Annotated in this window: 21 protein-coding genes and 2 pseudogenes; 9 read left to right on the top strand and 14 right to left on the bottom strand. The window is 43.8% G+C overall.

Features of this window, described 5'->3' with window-relative positions; translation table 11 throughout:
- Positions 1-200: 200 nt before the first annotated feature.
- Positions 201-326, top strand: a complete 126-nt coding sequence (locus L4B77_RS08895; RefSeq protein WP_261840214.1) for a hypothetical protein — start codon at positions 201-203, stop codon at positions 324-326.
- A gap of 98 nt (positions 327-424) precedes the next feature.
- Here L4B77_RS08895 and L4B77_RS08890 read toward each other — a convergent pair whose 3' ends face one another.
- Positions 425-1,501 (bottom strand): threonine aldolase family protein, encoded by a 1,077-nt coding sequence (locus tag L4B77_RS08890; RefSeq protein WP_372040936.1) that lies wholly within the window; start codon positions 1,499-1,501, stop codon positions 425-427.
- A 302-nt stretch (positions 1,502-1,803) separates the two neighbouring features.
- Between L4B77_RS08890 and L4B77_RS08885 the strand changes: the two genes are divergently transcribed.
- From L4B77_RS08885 to L4B77_RS08870, 4 genes are all read left to right on the top strand, one after another.
- Positions 1,804-2,424 carry an NAD(P)H-dependent oxidoreductase gene (locus L4B77_RS08885; protein WP_261840215.1) on the top strand — a complete coding sequence of 207 codons (621 nt, stop codon included), beginning with the start codon at positions 1,804-1,806 and terminating at the stop codon, positions 2,422-2,424.
- Positions 2,421-4,349 carry a monovalent cation:proton antiporter-2 (CPA2) family protein gene (locus L4B77_RS08880; RefSeq protein WP_261840216.1) on the top strand — a complete coding sequence of 643 codons (1,929 nt, stop codon included), beginning with the start codon at positions 2,421-2,423 and terminating at the stop codon, positions 4,347-4,349. The genes L4B77_RS08885 and L4B77_RS08880 overlap by 4 nt, the downstream gene beginning before the upstream one ends.
- A 144-nt stretch (positions 4,350-4,493) precedes the next feature.
- Entirely contained in the window at positions 4,494-5,384 is an 891-nt protein-coding gene (locus L4B77_RS08875; RefSeq protein WP_261840217.1) for a LysR family transcriptional regulator, read from the top strand.
- Positions 5,385-5,755: 371 nt separating this feature from the next.
- Positions 5,756-5,965 carry a hypothetical protein gene (locus tag L4B77_RS08870; protein ID WP_261840218.1) on the top strand — a complete coding sequence of 70 codons (210 nt, stop codon included), beginning with the start codon at positions 5,756-5,758 and terminating at the stop codon, positions 5,963-5,965.
- A gap of 231 nt (positions 5,966-6,196) precedes the next feature.
- Here L4B77_RS08870 and L4B77_RS08865 read toward each other — a convergent pair whose 3' ends face one another.
- Positions 6,197-6,790, bottom strand: a complete 594-nt coding sequence (locus L4B77_RS08865) for a hypothetical protein (protein WP_429749871.1) — start codon at positions 6,788-6,790, stop codon at positions 6,197-6,199.
- A gap of 448 nt (positions 6,791-7,238) precedes the next feature.
- On the opposite strand from L4B77_RS08865, the gene L4B77_RS08860 reads away from it, so the two are divergent.
- Positions 7,239-7,613: a thiamine-phosphate diphosphorylase gene (locus L4B77_RS08860; protein ID WP_261840761.1), complete on the top strand. Its 375-nt coding sequence runs from the start codon at positions 7,239-7,241 to the stop codon at positions 7,611-7,613.
- A 341-nt stretch (positions 7,614-7,954) separates the two neighbouring features.
- Positions 7,955-9,898: a methyl-accepting chemotaxis protein gene (locus L4B77_RS08855; protein WP_372066621.1), complete on the top strand. Its 1,944-nt coding sequence runs from the start codon at positions 7,955-7,957 to the stop codon at positions 9,896-9,898.
- Between the two features lie 164 nt (positions 9,899-10,062).
- On the opposite strand, the pseudogene L4B77_RS08850 reads toward L4B77_RS08855, so the two are convergent.
- Together L4B77_RS08850 and L4B77_RS08845 are read right to left on the bottom strand one after the other, a co-directional pair.
- Positions 10,063-10,188: pseudogene (locus tag L4B77_RS08850) on the bottom strand (DNA mismatch repair protein MutT); the annotation flags it as partial.
- Positions 10,189-10,435: 247 nt separating this feature from the next.
- Positions 10,436-11,110, bottom strand: coding sequence for a Rha family transcriptional regulator (locus L4B77_RS08845; protein WP_429749868.1), 675 nt, complete (start codon positions 11,108-11,110; stop codon positions 10,436-10,438).
- Positions 11,111-11,761: 651 nt separating this feature from the next.
- On the opposite strand from L4B77_RS08845, the gene L4B77_RS08840 reads away from it, so the two are divergent.
- Both L4B77_RS08840 and L4B77_RS08835 read left to right on the top strand, forming a co-directional pair.
- Positions 11,762-11,971, top strand: a complete 210-nt coding sequence (locus L4B77_RS08840; RefSeq protein WP_057622140.1) for a hypothetical protein — start codon at positions 11,762-11,764, stop codon at positions 11,969-11,971.
- A gap of 2 nt (positions 11,972-11,973) precedes the next feature.
- A complete protein-coding gene (locus L4B77_RS08835; protein WP_057622141.1) occupies positions 11,974-12,684 on the top strand; it encodes a nucleotidyl transferase AbiEii/AbiGii toxin family protein in 711 nt (236 codons plus the stop codon).
- 73 nt (positions 12,685-12,757) lie between these two features.
- Here the strand turns inward: L4B77_RS08835 and L4B77_RS08830 are convergent, their stop codons facing one another.
- The 10 genes and pseudogenes from L4B77_RS08830 to L4B77_RS08785 all read right to left on the bottom strand — a co-directional run bounded on the left by L4B77_RS08830 (position 12,758) and on the right by L4B77_RS08785 (position 21,815).
- Entirely contained in the window at positions 12,758-14,398 is a 1,641-nt protein-coding gene (locus L4B77_RS08830; RefSeq protein ID WP_429749865.1) for a hypothetical protein, read from the bottom strand.
- Positions 14,395-14,868, bottom strand: a complete 474-nt coding sequence (locus tag L4B77_RS08825; protein WP_429749863.1) for a baseplate complex protein — start codon at positions 14,866-14,868, stop codon at positions 14,395-14,397. The genes L4B77_RS08830 and L4B77_RS08825 overlap by 4 nt, the downstream gene beginning before the upstream one ends.
- Before the next feature lie 25 nt (positions 14,869-14,893).
- Positions 14,894-15,784, bottom strand: coding sequence for a hypothetical protein (locus L4B77_RS08820; protein ID WP_429749861.1), 891 nt, complete (start codon positions 15,782-15,784; stop codon positions 14,894-14,896).
- Complete coding sequence (locus L4B77_RS08815) at positions 15,781-16,215, bottom strand: XkdW family protein (protein ID WP_429749859.1); 435 nt, start codon at positions 16,213-16,215, stop codon at positions 15,781-15,783. The genes L4B77_RS08820 and L4B77_RS08815 overlap by 4 nt, the downstream gene beginning before the upstream one ends.
- A gap of 522 nt (positions 16,216-16,737) precedes the next feature.
- Positions 16,738-17,580, bottom strand: a pseudogene (locus tag L4B77_RS08810) (phage tail-collar fiber domain-containing protein); the annotation flags it as partial.
- A 48-nt stretch (positions 17,581-17,628) separates the two neighbouring features.
- Positions 17,629-18,291 carry a phage tail protein gene (locus L4B77_RS08805; RefSeq protein ID WP_429749857.1) on the bottom strand — a complete coding sequence of 221 codons (663 nt, stop codon included), beginning with the start codon at positions 18,289-18,291 and terminating at the stop codon, positions 17,629-17,631.
- 3 nt (positions 18,292-18,294) lie between these two features.
- Positions 18,295-19,488, bottom strand: coding sequence for a baseplate J/gp47 family protein (locus tag L4B77_RS08800; RefSeq protein ID WP_429749855.1), 1,194 nt, complete (start codon positions 19,486-19,488; stop codon positions 18,295-18,297).
- Positions 19,485-19,850 carry a DUF2590 family protein gene (locus L4B77_RS08795; RefSeq protein ID WP_429749853.1) on the bottom strand — a complete coding sequence of 122 codons (366 nt, stop codon included), beginning with the start codon at positions 19,848-19,850 and terminating at the stop codon, positions 19,485-19,487. The genes L4B77_RS08800 and L4B77_RS08795 overlap by 4 nt, the downstream gene beginning before the upstream one ends.
- Positions 19,831-21,651, bottom strand: coding sequence for a phage tail tape measure protein (locus L4B77_RS08790; RefSeq protein ID WP_429749851.1), 1,821 nt, complete (start codon positions 21,649-21,651; stop codon positions 19,831-19,833). The genes L4B77_RS08795 and L4B77_RS08790 overlap by 20 nt, the downstream gene beginning before the upstream one ends.
- A 29-nt stretch (positions 21,652-21,680) precedes the next feature.
- A complete protein-coding gene (locus L4B77_RS08785; protein WP_371692180.1) occupies positions 21,681-21,815 on the bottom strand; it encodes a DUF6890 family protein in 135 nt (44 codons plus the stop codon).
- Positions 21,816-21,842 lie beyond the last annotated feature (27 nt).

Here is a 21,842-nt window from a genome sequence, read left to right as displayed (position 1 = left end):
AAAGCAATGCTTGTTCATAAAGGTCCATTATTGTTGAACCTTTATGAACCGTTTATGAATCACTTACACTTTATGTGATTGATACACGCCACGGTTCTCTATATCTGCATAGGGCTCAACCCATTTATTTGATACCATACAATTAGGTTTTTAACACCACAAAGCTAAACAGACACAATCACTTATTTAAGGCCGAATTTATGAACAACACCGAGCAACCTAAAAAGACAATGAAAAACTGGGTGCCAATCGTCTTCTTCGGCCTTATCAGTACGGTACCGGTATTCATGTTTTTAGTTGACGTCTACATCAACCAATATATGTAACAGAGCCTGTTACATATATTGGTCTAAAGTGGATACCGGACCTATTTCCTGTATCCATTGCCATTAGATCCGCTTTTCTGCAGTTAACTATTCTGTAATCAAATCAGCTCTTCGTTAATCAAATCAAGAATGTCGATCAGCTCATGATCAGGCAAATTCAGTAAGTTATCACCAACATACCATTCAATCTTACATTGGTTTGGCCATTCGCTGATCGCTGGGTTCCCGATCCAAATTTTATGCTTCTTGGCGATGTTATCCCTCACAATAATGCCGTCTTCGTAGCTCACCGGTAGATAAAGGTGAAGCATGTTAGCCTGCGGTTGTTGCGGGTTAACCGTGAACTGAGGGTAATCTTGTAATATTTGATAAACCTGTTTGGTGCGTTCATATAGCGCAGGCATCAGGCCTAATCGCTCATCAAATTGCATGGCCGCTGACACCACATAAGGCGTTCGATGATAGACATTGCCACCTTGACGCTTCATCCACGCCGATGCTTTTGCCACAAAGGCTTTATCGCCTAACAGTAACGAACCACCAAGGCCATTGAGACCTTTATACAGCGATACATAAGCAGTATCGAAACCGTTAGCTATCTCACGGTATGGCTTTTGATAATACGCAGCGCACTCCCACAAGCGCGCACCATCCATATGCAGATGAATGGATTGCGCTTTGCAGTAATGCTTAATCGTTTCTAGCTCTTCCCACTCAGGTAATTGCCCGCCAATTTCTCGCATCGGCAATTCATATAAAGCCGCTGCAATTTCATCGGGCCATGCTTTTAAGTCATCGACATTCCAAGTTCGAAATGCATTTCCGACGGGCAACACGTTGAATCGATTTTGAAGCTGATACCCTTGGCGTTCATGACGCATGATATGACTCGACTCATGCATCGCCACTACTGGATTTCTTTTTTCTTGGCACGCGATCTGTAGGGCGGTTGCCTGGTTCATTGTACCTGTAATGACAAACACGGCAGCTTCATAGCCGAGCAAATCGGCAACTTTGGCTTCAAAGCTTTCTATAAACTCTCCATCACCATAACTATCATGGCTTATATTGTGCTTCTCACACCATTCTGCCATCTGAGAGAATGTTTGTGCTGGAGAGGGTTCTAAGTGACCAGAAAGCAACAAATTACATTGTTGACGCAAGTCCATGCTCATAGTTTTTCCTCTATTCATTGTCGTTCTATGTCGGGTGATTGCATTATTTATGTTCGTCCCCAACGGTGCCATAAAATACACTAATTCGCTTTTATTATTCGCGAACAATTAGTTTTACTCAGTCATAGACAGTGTGTGTCAGCTATGCACAAATTGGCGAGTGCTTTAGATAACGGATCACCAAAAATCGTATTGACTCCATAAATTAGTATGGGCTAATTCGTTGTTCTTTAACCATTCTTCTATTATTGTATATCGATAATCCCAATACGCATTGTTCGAGAATAAACAAAGAGGGCTGTATGTCGAAAAATCGAGTTTTGGTGCTATTCGCCCACCCAACTCAGCACCGTTCTGAAGCAAACAAACCCTTATTTGAACAAGCTCAGCGCATTGATGGAGTCACCTGTGTCGATCTCTACGCTGAATATCCAACCTTTAAAATCAACATTGACCGTGAACAGAGACGTCTGTTGGATCATGACATCATCATTTTTCAGTTCCCTCTGTATTGGTATTCGACGCCGGCGATTCTTAAAGAGTGGCAAGATCTCGTTCTAGAATATGGCTTTGCCTACGGTGTTGATGGAAACAAACTGCAAGGTAAGAGCTTACTGTGTTGCATCACAGCAGGCGGTAAAAAAGAAGCTTACCAAAGCGATGGTTATAACCACTTCACTGTTCGAGAACTGCTTCACCCTTTAGAGCAAACCGCGTCCTTATGTGGAATGAATTACCTTGCTCCTTTTGCGCTTTTTGGCTCTCGGACGGCATTAGAAGAAAAACGTATTCAACAACATGTCGATAACTATAAGACGCTTTTACAAGCGTTAGTTGCAGACAGAATCAACATCAAAAAAGCCACTAAAGCAGAAAAATTAAACCACTATGTAGAACAATTAATGACTGAGATGAAACAATGACAGGATATTTTCTACAAGCATTTATCTATTTACTTGCGGCGGTCATCGCTGTACCGATCGCCAAAAGGCTTGGCCTTGGCTCGGTGCTTGGTTACCTCATAGCCGGCGTCGTGATTGGTCCAATCATCGGCTTGGTTGGTGACGAAACCACAACGATTCAACATTTCGCTGAATTTGGCGTAGTCATGATGCTATTTTTAGTCGGGCTTGAGCTTGAGCCTAAAATGCTGTGGGCGATGAGAAACCGCTTAGTTGGACTGGGTGGCCTTCAAGTTGGTGCAACAGCGGCAGTGGTAATGGGGATCGCATTAGTTTTTGGACAACCTTGGACGATCGCTCTTACTATTGGCTTGATCTTCGCTCTTTCATCTACCGCGATCGTTCTGCAAACTTTTAACGAAAAAGGGCTCTCTAAGACAGAAGGTGGCAAAAATGCGTTCTCGGTCTTGCTGTTCCAAGATATCGCCGTGATTCCAATGCTCGCCTTCATTCCGTTACTGGCTCTCCCTGAACTGGTGACTTTAGCAGAGAGCTCAGCTCAAGCCGCAGCACATCATGATGACTTAAGTTTGGTTGCAGGCTTACCAAGTTGGGCATACGGCCTAGTCATCACCGCCTCTATCGCGATTGTCGTTGTTGGTGGGCATTATCTAAGTCGACCACTATTCCGTTTCGTTGCCAGTTCTGGCCTGCGTGAAATCTTTACAGCAACAGCACTGATGTTGGTTATTGGTATTGCAGCACTAATGAGCCTAGTCGGCTTATCGCCAGCATTAGGCACTTTCCTAGCCGGTGTTGTACTGGCTAACAGTGAATTCCGACATGAGCTGGAGTCCAACATTGATCCGTTCAAAGGCTTATTACTTGGGCTGTTCTTTATTACCGTGGGTGCGGGTATCAACTTTGGGATACTGTTTAACGACTTTGCACTCATTCTTGCTTTGACATTGGGCGTGATGATACTTAAAGCACTGGTGCTGTTTACGCTGGCATTAATATTCAAGATCAAGAACAGCGATCGTTGGCTGTTTACATTGAGCTTGGCACAAGCCGGTGAGTTTGGTTTTGTGTTATTGAGTTTCTCCGCTCAAAACCACGTATTACCTGCTGATATCGTCCAGACCCTGTCGCTAGTTGTCGCGCTTTCAATGTTCCTAACACCAGGGTTATTCATTCTATTTGATAAAGTGATATTGCCTCGTTACCAACAAAAATCGAACGACCGCGAAGAAGATACCATCGACGAAAAAGGCACGGTCATTATTGCTGGCATTGGTCGATTCGGTCAAATCGTTAACCGCCTTTTGGTCTCGAATGACGTCAATACGGTGGTTCTGGATCATCAAGCAAACCAAGTTGACTTGCTGCGTTCCATCAATATTAAGTCTTACTTTGGTGACGCCACTCGTCATGACCTATTGCATACCGCTGGAATCGAAGAAGCGGCGATGCTTGTCATTGCCATCGATAACCCAGATTCAAGCGTTGAATTGGTTAAATACGTCAAACATACCTACCCTAAAGTAAAAATCTTAGCACGTGCATTCGACCGCGGTCATAGTTACCGATTAAAAGAAGCAGGGGCTGACTTTGTAGAATCAGAAACGTATCACTCAGCGCTTGAGATGGGGGCTGAAGCCTTACGTTCTTTAGGTCACCACCCCTTCTTCGTCGAACAACAAAAATCAACGTATCAACGTGTTGAAAGCCGCAAGTCTGAAAAACTTTACCAAGCTTGGTCTGAAGCTCAAGAGAACCCGCGCTACGACAACAATTATCGACAAATCTTCATTAATCTTGAAGAAGCAATGAAAGAAGATATGAAAAAAGACCGTTCAGATAAGCATAGTCATTCTGAGCGTGGTTGGACACCACCACCGAAAGGCTACGCTGACAATTTGGACGATGAAGAGTCTCAACCGTAAAGCTCGAACGGGGCAGTGACGGGCTAAATGAAGAACGTGTATACAATGAGCGCTACAGTGCATCAGATCTTAGGTAATACACGTTGAAATTATCATTACTTAATATAATAATAATTTTTTGTTATTTTCAGGTGAGAGATGAGTATGATTAACCCACTTTGGCTCAATACGTTTAAGACTCTGGTTGAAGTTGGTCATTTCACTCAAACTGCAGACAAGCTGTACATGACACAACCGGGTGTGAGCCAACACATCAAAAAACTTGAGCAAGCTTGCAACTGTGACCTGTTATCTCGGGAAAAAAAGAGTTTTGAATTGACTGAACAAGGTCGGATTGTCTATCGTTATGCACTTCAGTTAGCGAAAAACCAAGAAGACTTATTTGAGTCTCTAAGTTTTGATAACCCTTATGCAGGCCAATGTAACCTCTCCTGTTCTGGCTCTTTATCTTTACGACTTTATCCGAAGCTTCTGCAACTGCAACAGCAACATCGAGAATTAAGCATTCACCTCGAAGCGGCGCCAAACCAAAAGATATTGAATGACTTACTCCAAGGCAATACCGATATCGGCATTGTGAGGCACTCACCTAACGACAGCTACTACCAAAGCCAAGTCATAGGCCAAGAGAGTCTGCACCTTATCGTTCCCCACAATCTTGCAGATCTAGAGATAACACCAACGGTGTTAAACGACATTGGCCTCATTGCACACCCAGATTCGGCTCACTATCTGTCTTTATATTTTGACTTATGTGGGGATAAGGATCTTGCGAGTATCAACGTTAATGAGATACCAAAGTCTGGCTACATCAATCAACTTCACCAGATCTTACTGCCAGTATCAAAAGGGTTGGGCTTTACCGTGTTACCGGCTAGTGCGGTTGAACACTTTCCAGAAAGAGACAAACTGCACGTTGTGCCGCCCAAGGTTGAAGTTGAGGAGACCTTGTATTTGGTTCAGAAAAGAAATCAAAAACTGCCACACAGGTACGATGCGGTCATTGAGTTAATCAAACAAAACGTAAACAGCTAGGCCAAATCTCATATTAATTTAAAATGGACTTGCCATTTCAAAAAATACGCGTATCATCCTCCAATTGGCTCTTGTTTAAAGAGCTGTTAATGCTAAAGTAAGTCCAAGTTCCACACAGACAGTTCTCGATTCCCTCGTTACACCCTCTCTGCGTCAGCTTTCACCTAGATAGTCATTCAATAGCTTTAAATTCGATCCTACTACCGTTCTATTCATCCTTTGCTTTCTTTTGAGCAAATTAAAAATAGATCGACAACTTAAATACAAATGTAATAAACACAAGGCACAATTATGTCACGCAGAACAACACGACAAACCCATTGGTACCAACTATCACGCGAAAAAACCGTTAATAAACTAAAAGGTAATAAATGCTCAAAATCAAAATAGACTTATACCGAGAAGAAGTTTCATGGGTCACCGAGATTCGACAGCTCAATAGCGATATACTTCACCGCCACATATTGCCCAAGCTACACCACCACAGTTATCTCATCGACTTTGAATTTAATGAACGAGAAAGCATCGGAACTATCGTTTCAGGCAACGGAAACACCCTAGGACATTTCACACTCCTATAGCATTTTCCAAAGGCGACAGAAAGCAACACCGCCTAGTCCCAAAGATGTAAAAGATGTCACCCTCAATTCGCTCTAGCAGAACAAAATAGAGTAGAAGTAAAACCGTTCAGAAACCTAGCCCTTTTTGCATTTCACACGCGGCTAACGCTAGCTAGGTTATCGTACTTCTATTGAAACCAACTTATATCGAACTCTGAATCACCAATGAGTCATTATCAGTGCATTCATGGACTAATAAGTTAACGGCATCGACCTTAACTTCTGATCAAGAGTATATAAGTGTTCTGCAGCTTGCATGTGTTGAGGGTAATCATTGAATTTTTCACGATTCTCCTCATTCATCTTACATGTCTCATCCACCAGCATTAACGTCCAATACAGCTTTGTGGTATGCAGCATCGCCAGTAACGGTTTGAACACCTCTTTCTCATAAGCTTGAATCAATTCTTCAATCAACTCGTCACGTTGGTCTTCGCTTGCGATTGAACCCTCGGTTGCCGACAACACTTTTTGATACTTGAGGTTTTGTTGCAGCTTATCCATGATCGTTTGGTTATCTTTCGCTAGCTCAACGAGTTTTGACTTAATGATGTTCACCCAGTGAGCTTGGCTTAGTACGACATCGTTAACACTGGTAAAGTCTTCTCGTATCTGTCGTTCCACATCTTTTTGAGCTTTCTTTAAAACGCCACGCACTTTTTGGAAAGGCAGCTGATATTCCTTACTTAGCTCGATAATCAGTTTATGAAAACCACCATTTGGCAGGTGTAAGTTCTCCTTGAACGCCGCCATTGCAGCTTCTTGCTGTTGTGTAAGGTTGGTCATTCTGTTTCCTATTCTTTATCACTTATGGTGCTGAGCCCGCGATCATACCATTGTTGGTCATAATCGTTAGATATCTTCATCCAGACACCTTGGTCTTGGATTCGTCAGCACTACCTTATTTCTGCTCATCTTACCGATAAATATCTTTGTCGTGTGGATAAAACACCCTAGTTGATGTCCCAAAGTGACATCACTACTATGCGAACCCAAAGGGTTGGTCACCTCAAGTTGAGCGCTGTGAAGAAAAAACAGCAACAAAAAATGAATAAGCCGCAGCCGTTCTTTGACATGACAAACCAAACTTCAAATCTCCGATGTAAGTGACACCGGTATGTTGTCGTTTATTTCAGTTTTAAATAGATCACTTTTTGAACATCGATTCGCACCAGTTTATGAGCCCTCTTTGAGCGCTTTTCTATATCTAAATAAACCTGTTGGAAAATTTGTCGTGAACGTATTAAGAAATATTTGCCCTGACCGATTAGGGAAAGAGCGTAACAAACGAGAGTATGATTTACGCGTGCTTAATTGTGTCAGTGAAAGCGAATATGAATCGCGAATGGCAGTATGGAATAGCCTAACTTTAGGTGCTAATTCATCTGCTTCGGAAACAAAAGCCTTTATTGATGAGGTTTTTAAAAAACTACAACGAGACCTCAAAGATACTGATCGTGAATTATCGATTAACGCCGCTGAGTTTATTGCAACAGCACATGAGGAAATCAATTATATCAAGGTTTTCGTAGCCGATAAAACGTCACAATATGGCTGGTACGCCACGATCGTTTTAATGATCATCGGTATTTTTGCATTGTGTATCTAACACAACCCGTCTATGTATAAACGGTAACAAAACCCACACGATTCTCGCGAGACGTTTCGGCTTTAAGCCAGGCGGCTCGCGTTTTTGTATCAACTCAGCGCTGGAGTCTGTCCGTTAGCAATCTAGATTCAGGGTTTGTTTAACTCACTTCTTATGTACGAACATAAGTGCTTACTCCTACCAATGACGAACTTAAATATAGCACTCACCGAAGAACAAAAAAGCAACACCTCCCCAACCAAAGCGTTACTTATCACACAAACCATTCACTTAATTCTGCCTGAAATACTATTTTATGAAATACTCAGCAGCGAAGGAATCAGGTCAATATAGGGATAGTTATGCGCCACCTTTCTATAGCACTCAAGATTAAGCTAGGTTATGCCATCTGCTTGCTCTTTTTCGTCATTTCCGGCGTTGTGAGTTACAAAGGCATCCAAACCTTGTCGCAAGGCTTTAGTCAATACAGTGAACTTAGCCATGAAACGACACTATCAGGTAACATCCAAGTGCACTTTCTTCAGATGCGTTTAGCCTCTGAACGTTATATAGACTCATTGGATAAGCAATATGAAACGAATTATCAAGCAAGTAAACTCGCCATTGATGATCTGTTGAACCAGCTTCTCCAAACCTCCACCAAAAATGATAGCTTATCGAGCCTACAGTTAGTGCAAGACAGTGTTGAAGCCTTCGATGCGGCTTATAGCTCTATGAAACAGAGTCAGTTACTCATCGACAAACTCGTGAACGTCGATATGGTCCAAAGAGAAACCAACGCACTCAAAGCCGCTCAGAGCTTATTGTATGAGTCTTACAACAACAATGACCCAAATGCGAGCTTGTACGCGGGCATGCTGATGGAGAATTTTCTCCTCGCCAAAATCACCGTGTTAAATTACTCAAATAACAACAATCTTAAAACTTATGAAGCCGGTAAAGATATCTTTGAATATGCATTACCAGGTATAGAGAGTGACATTGAGTCTCTTCAATCCTCCCCTTATCAAAGTGAACTGATTAAAGACTTTTCTAACCAACGCGAAGCGTATGAAAAAGGCTTTGAACTCGTTCATCAACAGATGATTGAAAACACCCAAAGAGAAGCAACCCTTGTCTCAATTGGCAACAGCTTAGCCATCGCGGTAGCGGATGCCCAGAGTATTCTTGAACAACAGAAACAAGCACTCACGCCAAAACTGCAAGCCAGCAAAAAACGCTCCATTCAAATCATCATCTTGCTGACTGGTGTGGCTTTGATCATTGGTATGACGAGTGCGGTTTTGGTGACTCGATCGATAACCAAAGGCATCGATCAGGTTAAACGGATCACTAACGAACTTTCTCAGGGTAACCTGAACGTTGAAGTGAACATCGAGAGTAAAAATGAGATTGGCGAATTGCTGACCAACATGGCCATCACCATTGAGTCTCTGCGAGATATCGTTGGGCAAGTAAACCACTCTAGTGTACGGATTGGCGAGATGTCAGAGTCACTCAATCAAGTCACCAACACCAGCTCGACCAACGCAACACAATTGAACAATGAAATGAACAATATTACATCCGCCGTTGATCAACTCGCGTCAAGCACCTCAGAAATTGCCACCAGTGCTAACCATGCATCTCAAGTGGCAAACCAAGCAACTGAGAATGTGGCAATGGGATTAAAAGAAGTAGACAAAACCCTGCACGAAATTGGCAGTGCCGATGAAAGCATGCAGGTCAGCAGTCAGAAAGTGACCAACCTACACAAAGAGTCGATAAACATTGGTGCCATTCTTGAAGTTATCAAAGGCGTTTCTGAACAGACCAACCTATTGGCATTGAACGCAGCCATAGAAGCCGCTCGTGCGGGTGAGCAGGGCCGTGGATTTGCCGTAGTAGCCGATGAAGTGAGAACTCTAGCGAAGCGCACCCAAGATTCTGCAAGCCAGATTGATGAACTGATCACCTCACTGCAACGTGGTGCTAAAGACGCATTAGAGTCTATCAAAGCGAGTCACAGCACGGTTTCCGATGCTTCGACTCAGGCGCAACAAGCTTCTCAAAACTTACATGTGATTAATCAACATATTCAAGATTTGAATCAGGCCAACAGCCAAATTGCGGCTTCGGTTGATGAACAAGATTGCCTAACTAAGTCATTGGGTGAGAATGCGCAGGGTGCCAATACCATAGCACAGAGTAATCAAGAATCGGTTAGCAGCATTTCAGGTGCGGCGAACGACTTAACTGAAGTTGCTCACCACTTGGAGCGTCAAGTGAATCGATTTAGAACCTAACTTATTTGCAACATCGCTTATGTGAGAAATCGCTTATTTAAGACAGAGAGAAGGCTTCTACCTCATAAAAAATGCCCTCCAATCGTTGGGGGGCATTTCGTTTTATTCGTTATGTTTTTTTAATTTGACGGTTGAGTTTGAGTATCAAGCATAAACTAGGGGGTTTAAAGCATTTCTTTGGCTATCAAATGCAGCAGAAACGTTTCCCGCTCAATGCTCATGCCCTTTTTCGGGCTCTCAGCCATGGTCTTCTCGTTATGAGCAATGGCCTCATGAATGTTAATCCACATAACATTTTCAACCCAGAATAGAACTTAAAATTCAATAACTTAAACAAGTTCAAAGAACAAAATGGCGACAAAGTGGCGACACATTTAAAATCCAGTCGCCATTTCTAAGTAGAAAACCAGCTTGTTAGCTATTAATCATTTACACACCGAACCGTAAGAATGTACATTATTTGCACACCTAACCCAAACGCCTTTGCTTGCTGCGTCTGGATAGGTCAAGTTCGGGGGGAGCTTGACCGCCCTATTATCAATACGGGCTATGCGCTCGATACTTTTCTAATACTAGCCTTACGTTTTCCCACAACTCTTCGATGTCTCGATACTCTAAGTAAAAACCGCTATCAATAAACTCAGCACCGCTTGATGAGAACCACGGTTGGGTTTCACCTTTCCCACCTACTCCTAGTTCGAATTTGGCGGAGTACTTTCCGCCAGTTGGTCGAATTTGGAATTTGATGTGATAAGTCCAATGGGTTTCTGATTGGCAGCGTTCGTACTTTGCAGGCAACCAACCAGAATCATAGAAGTTTGGTAATCGACTTGCAGGCAGCTGATATTGAGACGGTGGAAGTATTGGCATTGCGCTACGGAGTTGGCAAGCCATTTGGTTGAATGCATTAATGTAGGCTTCTTTAATTTGGGCGGCTTTCGTACCAGTGAAGCCCATAACCAAGAAAATTAAGCCATCTTTGGTCATTTCTATCGCCTTGCGTAACTCGCCTTTTCTATCGTGATATTCAACGTGCGTAAAATTGCGCGCGTTAAATTCATCTGAACATTCTAGGTTATTTAGTTTACGAATGACGTCACGATGCTGCTTGTTAAAAGCTTCTGCGACTTTAAGGGAGGTGGTACGAATTTTCTCACCTTGATTAAAGACAAGATCAGATACAGTCAGGGTAAGGGAAGTTGTATTAGGCATAATGACCTCCGTAAGTGATTTTTATCTCACCAGCCAAAGGTACTAATCTTCGGGTGGTGAACTGAACAAGGTTAGTACTACCGCACTTACGAAACGGCGCGCCGAAGCGCCCTCGTCCAGCCCACCATAATACTGATAGTACGTCTTTTAGGTAAAACGCCTATGTTCAGGTGTGCCGAAGCCGCACATAAAAAAACCAGCAAAACGCTGGCATCCATGTGCCGTAAGTTACTGCGGGGTACTAATCCCGACACTGGATTTTGCCAGTGCCATTACAGGTTAACGATGTGAAAGATCGCTGTCAAACGTTTAATATCGGCAGATATCGGCAGATATCGGGAAAATAGCTATTGACACCTGAGCATACACACATGATAAGCTGCTAAGCAGCTTATCATGTGTGTATGCTCTACTGGGGACTGGAGGTGGTATGTGTGTTTTTCAAGTGTGATGTGTACATTCAACGCTCTAATCTGTACTATAACGGCATAAATCGACAGCTACCGTATTGAATTAGTCGCTTCACTCTGTTAGGTTGGTGCTACGCACCAACCTAACAGAGTGAAGCTTCTTAAAAGTTCATACAAGTTAAGAATTAAAGCTATACTGTTAGTAACAACCAATTTTATAAACGATAAAGGAGCATTTATTATGGGCAATATAAACAGAACTGAATACCATGAACTAAACTTGCTCCTTTGGGATATGCATATAAAATTTATAGCACCTAAGGTTGCGCTAAGCGTCTATGAGAAGCGTTGGGCTTTCGTAGATCAAAAGAAAATTAACCCAAATGAAAGAAAATTATTGGATCGCTTAATCAATGAATTCGGTAATGGTTGTTTCATGCCTGCGATTTAAATATGTCTCAATACTCTATAAAGCACCATCAAGTTATTGAATCAGCGTTAAAAAACTTTAACGCTGATTTTTTTTGTGAAAACCAAATAACTTTTGGAGGTGGAACGCGAATTGCCTTAGAACTCAATGAATTCAGAGAATCAATTGATATCGATTTTTTATGCCCAAATAAAGCATCTTATCGTGCAGTTCGAGAGCAGGTTACTAACGTCAGCCTAGGTAGCTTAGTCCATGAACAATTCGAATACGCTAGAGAGATCATGGCCAATCGTTATGGTGTTCGTGTTTTTATAAAATACCAAGAGACTCTGATCAAACTCGAATTCGTAAGTTTTGATAACTACGAACTTACACCAATCCAGTGTGATACAAAATTCCCAATACCATACTTAGATCAAAGGTCATGCTTCTATACAAAATTGCTATCAAACTCAGATAGGAAGTTACAAGAACCATATAAAGACATAATGGATATTCTTGCCATGTATAAATCTTGGGGTAGCATTCCTGATATAGCAATTACACAGGCCGAATCCCATAATGGTAAAATTATCGTGCGCGATTTAAAAGAATCACTGCAAGACATCATTGATTTCCCTGAAAAATACATTGAAGCTTCAGAAGTTGTAAAAATGAACTCCGAATGGGTTGACGATATTGTAAAAAATCAACCAATCGCGTTACTTAGTGAACTAAATAAAACATATAAATAAACTTAACTATACAAAGACTTTATGCTTTATTGCCGATAGTTTCCCTCAAAACTATCGAAGTGCTTAGCAGAACTTACTCGGCATGACTTATCGAATCCACTCGTCCCTTCAGTTTTGAGCTATCCGAACTATGCCCTGTAATAGCGCTCACCTGAACTGGTGCTTTGGTTGTTGCAGGGCCAGCCATTACACCACTATGTGTATGAGTTGCTAGCGTATCAGCTAGTTCTTTCACTACCTGCATAAGTTCAGACAGCAAAATCAGCACGTTCTCTTCTTTTGAGCCAATCCATGTTTTGGGCGCTTGTAGCCATTGGTGTTCTGCAGCAATACTTCGGCGAACTTTGCCGATAGTCTCCACCAATTCGCCTGCAGTCGCGGTTTGCATGTTGCCCAAGCTGCCGAGAACGATGTCATCACCTGCTATTAGGTTAATCGCGCCTAGTGCTTCAATAAGCTTTTTGCCGATCACTTCTTCAATGCTGTGCTCATCAACTAAAATATGGTGCTTACCAAATTCACCACGATAGCGTTCTGCTTGGTCTAGCTTTTCGAATGCTTTTTGGTTTTGCGCTTGGTCGGTTTGCTGGGTGGTGTTTCCTGCTGCATCAATTCGATTGCTTACCTCTTCACGTTGCTGCTGCAGTTGTTCCCCTGGCTCTATTGACGGCAACGCATATTCACGGCCATAAACACCACGAATGATAGGTCTGTCATTGCGACCATAAGCGAAAGCGATTTCAACTAATGTTCCCTCTAGAGGGTAAGACAGCAATCCAGATTCATGCCCACTCATATGAACAGGCAATGGAATCGAACGATAGACAGGCACATTAATGTCAGGGTTTAAGTTTTCATCAAGCACCTGAACATCTACCGCAAACCTCGGGCGGAATGGGTCAGCAACCTGCCCGGCTGTCGCTGTGTCTCTTACTGCCTCAACACGGCCAAACTTAGGCAAATGAAAACCTGCTGCCAACTCTGGGAAGTTCTGCAGCGTTTCACGTTTCTTTGGCGGCACTTCTGATTGTTCAGTCTTCCAATAAGCGGTCATTTCGTCTTGAATCAAATCAACTCGATTAACTCGCTTGTCGTTCATGACTCTGCCCGGCCTTAGCATAGGGAACGGAACAAAGGTGACACTGTTACCACTTTGGCGACTGGTGAACTCTTCCGGTATAGGCATAGGTTTGTCGTTGAAGTGGCTATCTTGATACGAACCGAAGTAAACCACCTGATCAGTATGTTGGAACCAAACACAATCAGGAATAGAAAACGCCTTGGCGATTTGCTCTAAACACTGGTAGCCAGTTCCTTGGCAAACAAAGTTTGGAATCGTGGTTGTGATGTAATCAGCATCAGGCAAATTGAACTCAAGACCTGTCAAATCTGAAAGAACGCCGATCACCTGCTCTGCGGTTGGGTGCTCTAGGCTAACCGCCCAACGTTTAGACAAAATGCCAGCCAATTCTTTAACCGTAATCTTATGGTAGCCATTTGCTGCAGGTTGCACTTTGTCAATATACCCCTCAAACCAAGGGGCGGTTTTATTCTCGTAACCAATATCAAAACGTACAGACGCAAACTGCTCTGGCTTTTCCTTGGTTTCAACTTCGAAGATTGCAACACTGCCTAGTGATAGCTTTAGGCTCACCATGTTACTAACCAGTTTGACTTCTTCACCACTGATAAACAGGCGTTTTTCTAGCTTCATTGTGTCGCTTCCTCTGCGTTATTTAGTGCCTGTTTTAGTCGTGTATTTTCTCGTTGTTCTGGTTTGGTTTGCTCTTTGGCACGTTGCTCTTTTTGCTCTGCTACACTGTTGTGCTCTCGCAGTTCAAAAGAAACATTCCAAGCTTGTAAGGTTTCATGCTCTCTCGCATTGATACGGCCAGTGAATTTCACGTTGCGAATCTTAAGTGCCAACGCAATATCATTACCAATCCGATAAACCCGGCGTGTATTGGATTCGTCTTTGTCCGAAGCAAGCGAATACAATTGAGTGAGCGTTTCTACGCGTGTGAAAGGGACACGACCACTAAAGGTCAGTTTCTTGCCTTTATCGCCTTGCTCTGCCGTATCGGTACCCGATGATTGACCGCTCATGTCTTGGTCTTTTAACTCCATCGACATTTCAACTTTCATCGAGTCTAATTTAACCGGCACACCATCGAGAGCTAACATAACTTGCCTCCTACCAAAGCTTTATCTAACAAAGCAGTTCTTCAAAAAATGTCATGGGTTCATGGCTCAGCAATAAACTCGCCACGGTGAATTGATGATTGTTTGGCGTAACCGCTTGGCTAATCTGTGTTGCAATACTTTCAGCACTCCCAGTAACAGAAAAAGCGTAAACACTGCCTGTTAGGTTTTTAAGTGCATTTATCTGGGCTTTGACATCGCTCAGCTTACTGGCTCGTTTTGCTGCCAGTGCCTGCAACTTACCGATCACGTTGCTTGCATCATCAGCTAATGATTCTAGCGTGGCGATTTGTGCCCCCTGCCAATGCAAAGCGTCATGTAATGGATTGGCATTGAGTTTCGCTATGGGTTTAAAGCGAGGTTGGACGATTGCAGCAGATTGGCGAAGCTTATCGGTTTCATTGGTCACTAATGCTTGAGTTTGCCTAGCCACCTGACACCAATCTGATAAAGGAAACACGGAAACAAGATCCGCCAACTGATTAGCGAACTGTGCTAATTGTGAAGCGGTCACCATAAGCGCAATACAATGAAGATTGCCATTTGGTCGATACTTATCAGCATGATCACGCAACTTACCAGCTAACACTTTGACTGCTGCCTGTGGGTTCAGGTAACAACCCGAATCCATCTTGGTACCCACTTGAAACTGATAAGGGGTGGCGGTTAGTACAGTGCCTGTTCTCAACAAAGATTCAAGATCACCACGTAACCCAAGCAACGCACTTGCATCTTCACTTAAAGAATGATGCCCATAACTGGCGTCACTTTCAAGGTTAGTTAAGCGGCTAACTGCATCATTCATCGTTGTGCCGATTTGATCTGTTACTTGCTCGGCACTGGTTTGAATTGATTGTGAGCTGCTAGGCCAACTAAGTGGGGATTGCTTCCAACTCATTCAGTTAGTCCCGACAATAACGGCCTTTCTCCGAAAGGAAAATCTATGGCGCTTGGATAATCACTCAATACTTTACGATCATTCAGCAGTAACAAAAAATCATCATGTGACTGTATTGGAGAAGTTCTCAAGTTCTCTGGATAGTTTTGGTCTTTTTCGTATTGGTCAATTCGAGAAAGTACTTTTGACAAGTTAACATCCCGCCATTCTCGTTCAATTTGTATTCTTTGTAACTCTATAGATTTAGTAACTGCTTCTTTGTACGCTTTTTCTAACTCTATATATGATGGTTTCTGGTCATCTCGATTCCATTCGATAATTTCCGCTTCTTTGCCATTACTAGCTATTTTCCAGTCACCGCCATTGCCATAAACATCAGGCAGATTCGCTTCTGGAAACATATGTATCAACGCTGTTTGTAAACAAATCATGCACTATTTCCCTTTGTAGATTAACTGGAAGAAATTATGATCATCATCATCAAACGTGTTCTGGTTTATTTGAGCCGTCGTAAACAGATATAAACCTAACGTGTCTCCAACCATCAAGTACACTTTGGCACTGACACCAATGGCATTTAATCCACTTCCAGCTCCACCCGCTCCAGACCTTGAGTTTCCGTCCAAAACTCCATTGACTAAAGCGTGAATATAAACCGTAGGAGAACCTGATACTGGCGTATAGTGAATCAAGCCCCTTACGTCATACCACCCTTCTTTTTTAGCTCTAAATAGATTTGAACCGGGTTCGAAAATATTGGAGGGATTATGCTTAACACTGTTCCAAGTAAGTTGCACCGGACTCCCAGCGGGAAGCAGTACATTTTCATTTCGAGTCACTTCATGTACTACATTTCTTTGCTCAAAAGCTCTCCATAGCTGAGGAAGTTTGACATGCTTATGTGAACTCGACTTAGAGTCTATATCTCCGTCTGTTGCAGCATTGCTTTGTAGTTCTGCTAATGCCAAACCACCTTTAACCCTCCAATCAATCACCGAACCATCAGCATTAATTCCGGCCAGCTTTGCGACATAGTGATTATCACCGTTGCCGTCGACATAATCGGTTAGCTCGGTTTCAGAAACTGCAATCGTAACTTTGTTTTCCCATACTGACAGCGCGGTACCTTGGCGAACGACATCTACATATAAACCGTTGGGTTTAGTGGTGATAGTTTGCAGCACTTCGCCCGTTAACACACCACGTAAACCGCCGACATAAACAACACCCGGTGTCACTTGGTATTTGTTCGTATCCGCTTGTTGGGTAACGTCGAAGCCATCAACAAAGGCCGTGTGACCGTAGCTATCTAAACAAGCCAAACGGTGGTCTTCTTCGATGCCTTTCAAACGGGCTTGATAGTCAATCTGCCAAGTTGAAGCATCAACGGTAATTCCAGCAATTTGCGCGGCTCCGTCATAGGCTTGCACTAATGACTTAGTACTCGCCATCCCGTTTTCTTTGGTCTCTTCCGCTTTATACACCACCATCCCGCAAGAATTCGGCACATTCTTGTCACGCAGATAAATCGCGTTAAAGGTAAACTCTGCAACGCTGCTAGGAATCACAACTGAATAGACTAATGCGTTATCACCAAGCTTGCCCACTTGGTCGATATCTTGTTGATGAACCCATAGTGAAACATTAGGCAAACCATTATTTCGGTCAATTGGTTGGCTTGGGTCTAGCCCCGGAATGTGCGCAAAAATCATTTCATTCATGTCTGGCCCATGACCAAGACTGATCTGATTTTGCAAGTAACGCCCAAATTCGAGCGGGATTGCCGTTTGGCTCATTGGGTACCTCCCCTGTTAGCTTTAACTTGCTATAAAAATGTTTACCAACTAGATGCTGGCAATGAATACTTGTTGTTGATGTTCAACGGCCTGCGGTTTCACGTTCATTTCAACGGCTTGCTTAGTCTCTGCTATAAACAGGTTGAAATTGTGTGAGAACTCACCACTGGCAACGGTTAAGGTTTCCTGGAACGTCACTTGAAAACGGTAGCGGCGACACGTCCGTCCATACTGTTCAATCAGTGTTTGAACTAACTTTGTGTTCTTTGAAATATCACCGTCTGTTAGTTCGATGGTGCAAACGTCCCACTGCACTGCATATTCACGCTCTTTAAACGCCACGATACCAATGCCTAACCTTTCGAAAATTCGCTTAAACCCTGCAACACTGCCAGCGTCTTTTGCGTTCACCGCAGCGTATTTCACTCGCTTACGAAATAGCTCAAGTGGCTCACTATCAAAGCGTTTGATGTCTCTATCCCAAGCCATTAGCTCTAATGCATTTTCACTGCATGTTAGTGCATCCATTTGGCGAAGTGGGAACAGCAACCAACCCCAAACTATTTTGAAGAATGCGAATACGCCTTTTGATAGAAAGTGCGGCTCTTTGATATCTTCCGATGTGGTGCTGCCATCTTGCCACCATGGAATAACCGTTTCCGGTAACTCCGGTGCATGTTGCTGTTGATTGTAGTTTTGATGTTCAGACATGGCTTACGACCTTACCGTTAGCGTTTTCAAACGTGGCTGCTCTAAGTCGCTGATAATGTCCTCTTGAATATTTCCGCCTACGGTGAACTTTACCGATTCGACGAGCGCCATATGGGTGTGAATTTCAGTACCAAGCAGAGAAAGACTGAAGCGGCTTTTTGGTTTTGCGCGGGTCATTTCTGGATAAGCGGCCGTTTCACGAAATGCTGCCCTGATGCGGCCTTCGATTTCAAGCAACTCGTTCGCTTTGGTTGAATCGTCCAAATTCTCGACTAAAACAACATCGGCGATCACAACGTGCTCAGTATCGGGAATGGCTTTGCAAGTCAGTACATCACCATGCCCGTGATACCCTTTCGTCATAATGTAATCATTTAACTGGTCAAGAACGGGCTGCGGTGTTGCGCCAACTTCCATCAAGATCAATGCTTCTGCCGTGCCCGGTGTCACGTCACCTGTATTTTTGAAATAGATGTTATCGCTACGAATCCCGGCAACACTGGAAATAATGGAGCGGTAAACATCATCAATGTGCCACTCACCCGAACTGGTGAAAGCATTCTGAATACGCAGTGCCAGTTCTTCATCGCTTTCAGCGTCTGCGCCCAATTGGGTTATCCAGTCCGCTTCGTTAACCGCATCGACAATGCCCGGAATCTCTTCTGGAATGATATTGAAGTAACCGGCAGGTAAGTTAAAAGCGGCACCTGCTTCGAATGCTTCAACCGGTAATTTTCCTGTTAGCAGTCCAACCCCGATGACCGTTTCAGCAAGCACACGCACTTGATACACCACACTATCAATCGGCAGGGTTTGAACCACTTTACCCGCTTCTATCGTGACCGCATCAGCTGCGTTCGCCTTGGTTAATGTAATATTGCCTTTTGTCTTCTCTGCGTCTTTCGGTTCGATGTTATGTTCCCAAGCTTTCAGCACTAAAGCCCAACGCTCGGCAGTCGCTACAAACATATTGGGCATGATGTGTTCTGCTAGTAGCGTTCTTATTAGCCACACACACGGCGTAACAACAGCCGCACGAACCCATCGCCAAAACGGTGACATTTCAGAGTCATTGGATACTTTACTACCAGCCCCAACCACTTCTTGTTTTAACTTGGCTTCGAATTCATCTTCGATAACCGGCACACCCGATTCGCTTAAAATCTTAATAAAATCTATGCTTGGTCGTTTGCTCATGCGCCGTTCTCCCCAGTCGAAAGTTCTAGATCACCATATTTGTACGCCGTTGCGGTTAATGTGATATCACCCGCTTCTAACTCGGTTGCGGTGGCAGTACCTGGAACGACTCTCACATCACGTTCGGCTAACTGTTCAATCTGCACTAGCACGTCAGCGCGCAATGCTGGGTTACGTTCAGCAACTAATTGACGGGCCAAACCCGATTCCATAATTGCGTGCTTAATATCTTGGGCGATGCTGTATAAATCGCTGCATTCGGCAGGCTGTTGACCTGCATCCATATCCCAACCGCCGTCAATCACTTTGATGTCGATGTATTTTTTTCGTTCTGATAAATGGCTATCCGGCATTGAGTTCATCCCATTCGGCTAACTGGTCTGGTGTAATTCCATTTGGTGCCGTGATGTAAACGTCACCGTATGAGTTCATGTTGCCGCCTTGCGGTTTATGGGTCGTCGTTACGTTTTGAACCATGCTTGGCGGTAGTGTTGGCACTGCTCCCGGCTGTTTGTATTCGGCAATGCTGCCACCGTTACCCGTTGGCATTTCTGGTGCGTCGAACGCCATTGGCTGAATAGAGGTAGGTGCGTTGCGCTCTGCTTGAACGGCTGCACTCACTTCTGGTGTGTTAACCTTGCTACCCAGTTCAATATCCACACCGGGGATCATGTTCAGCAGGTCAACAATGCCCTCAATAGATCCGGCAATCACATCAAACCAAGCCGTATCTTTGAATGCTGCGGTTAAGTCGTCCCACCAATAGATTGCAGCGGCTACACCACCAATGAGCAGTGCAATACCAGCCACTACCCAAGTGATTGGGTTCGCCCATAAAGCGGCATTAAATAACCAAGCGGCGGCGGTGCTTGCCATTGTGGTAATGCGTAGCAGTTTCATGATGCCGTTTAAGCCCGTCATGGTGACGGCCCAACCTGCAGACATCATTTGACCAATACCCATAGCAAGCGAGAGTGTTGCGACCACGCCACCAAGGGATAAACCCGCAATGGCGACATAACCCAGAATTTCAGCTAGCCACGGAAATTCATCCGTCCAGCCAGTGATATAAACCAAGCCATTAGCCATTGAACCCACAATGGCATTGATAGACGGAAGAATGGCACCAAAAACAGCAGCACGAACGGCAAACCATGAGGCTTCGAGCCGTTCCCATTGGTCAGTCATTGCACTTGCCATCTGTTCAGCTTTTGACATGCCCTGTATTTGACCAAGTGTTTCTATGCTTCCTGCTAAACCATCAGTATTAGCCATAAGCAACTTGATCATGCTTACGGCTTCCTCTGAGCCAAATGCTTTTTTCAAATCGGCAGCTTCGGCTACACTGAGTGTGTCACCGTATTTACCTTTCAACTTATCGAGAATATCCAGCATAGGCAGCATTTGCCCTTGGCTGTCTGTAAAAGACAAATTGAGCTTGTCTTGAGCATTAGCAACACCAGCTAGGAACGCTTTATACTTGGTACCTGCTTCACTTCCGCTCATTGTGGCTTGCAATGTCCCTAAGACCGCCATTTGTTCAGACATCGCAATACCAGCCGATGTGGCGTTAGCACCCACACGAGTAAAGGCGCTACTCATTTCACTACCCGTGGTCTTGAACATTTGAACGGCACTTGCCGTCATACCTGCTACCTGTTCAACCCACTCACCCCTACCCATTTCCGTGGCTTGGTTCTTAAATATCCCGTACATGGTGCCCATGTAACTGGTAATAGTGGCCGTGTCGGCTTTAGTCGCAGCAGCAAGCACACCCGAAGCTTTAGTAAACTGGGAAAGCTCATCACCGCTTAGCCCCGCAATAGCGGATTGAATATCATAGGAAGCATCAACAAACTCAGTTGCTGATTTCCCGTACTCAGCAGCAAAATCTAGAGCCGTTGCTTGCAACTGTTTTAACGCATCATCAGTAACACCCAGAGATTTCACTTCGCCTAGTTTTCTGTCCATTTCAATGGCAGGCATCAACGCGTTTTGAATAGCAAAGCCAGTCGCCACCAAACCTGCACCACCTGTCGCCATGTTCTGCATGCCTTGCTTGCCTGCATCCATGGAAGATTGCACTTGTTTGGTAATGCCTTGCAGTGGCTTGGTGACTTGGTCAACCAGTGCCACATGCATTAATAGCTTTTCCATACTCATTGCGTAATGCTACCCGCTCTTGATTTCAACTAATTACTAAACAATCGACTAATTGCGCTCATTACTGCTCGCTCGCTGCGTTCAAACTGGTTTTTATCGAGCCAGATAGCGCGGCTTAAACTTTGTTCGTCGTCGGGTTCATTGGGTAGAAAATGACGACGCAGGGCAAAGGCTTGTTCAAGTGGGTTATC

Origin of the sequence: Vibrio minamisatsumaniensis (genome assembly GCF_050337445.1) — a bacterium.
GTDB lineage: Bacteria > Pseudomonadota > Gammaproteobacteria > Enterobacterales > Vibrionaceae > Vibrio > Vibrio artabrorum.
Note: the sequence above shows the minus strand (reverse complement) of the source record. Positions and strands in the feature narration are given on the sequence as shown.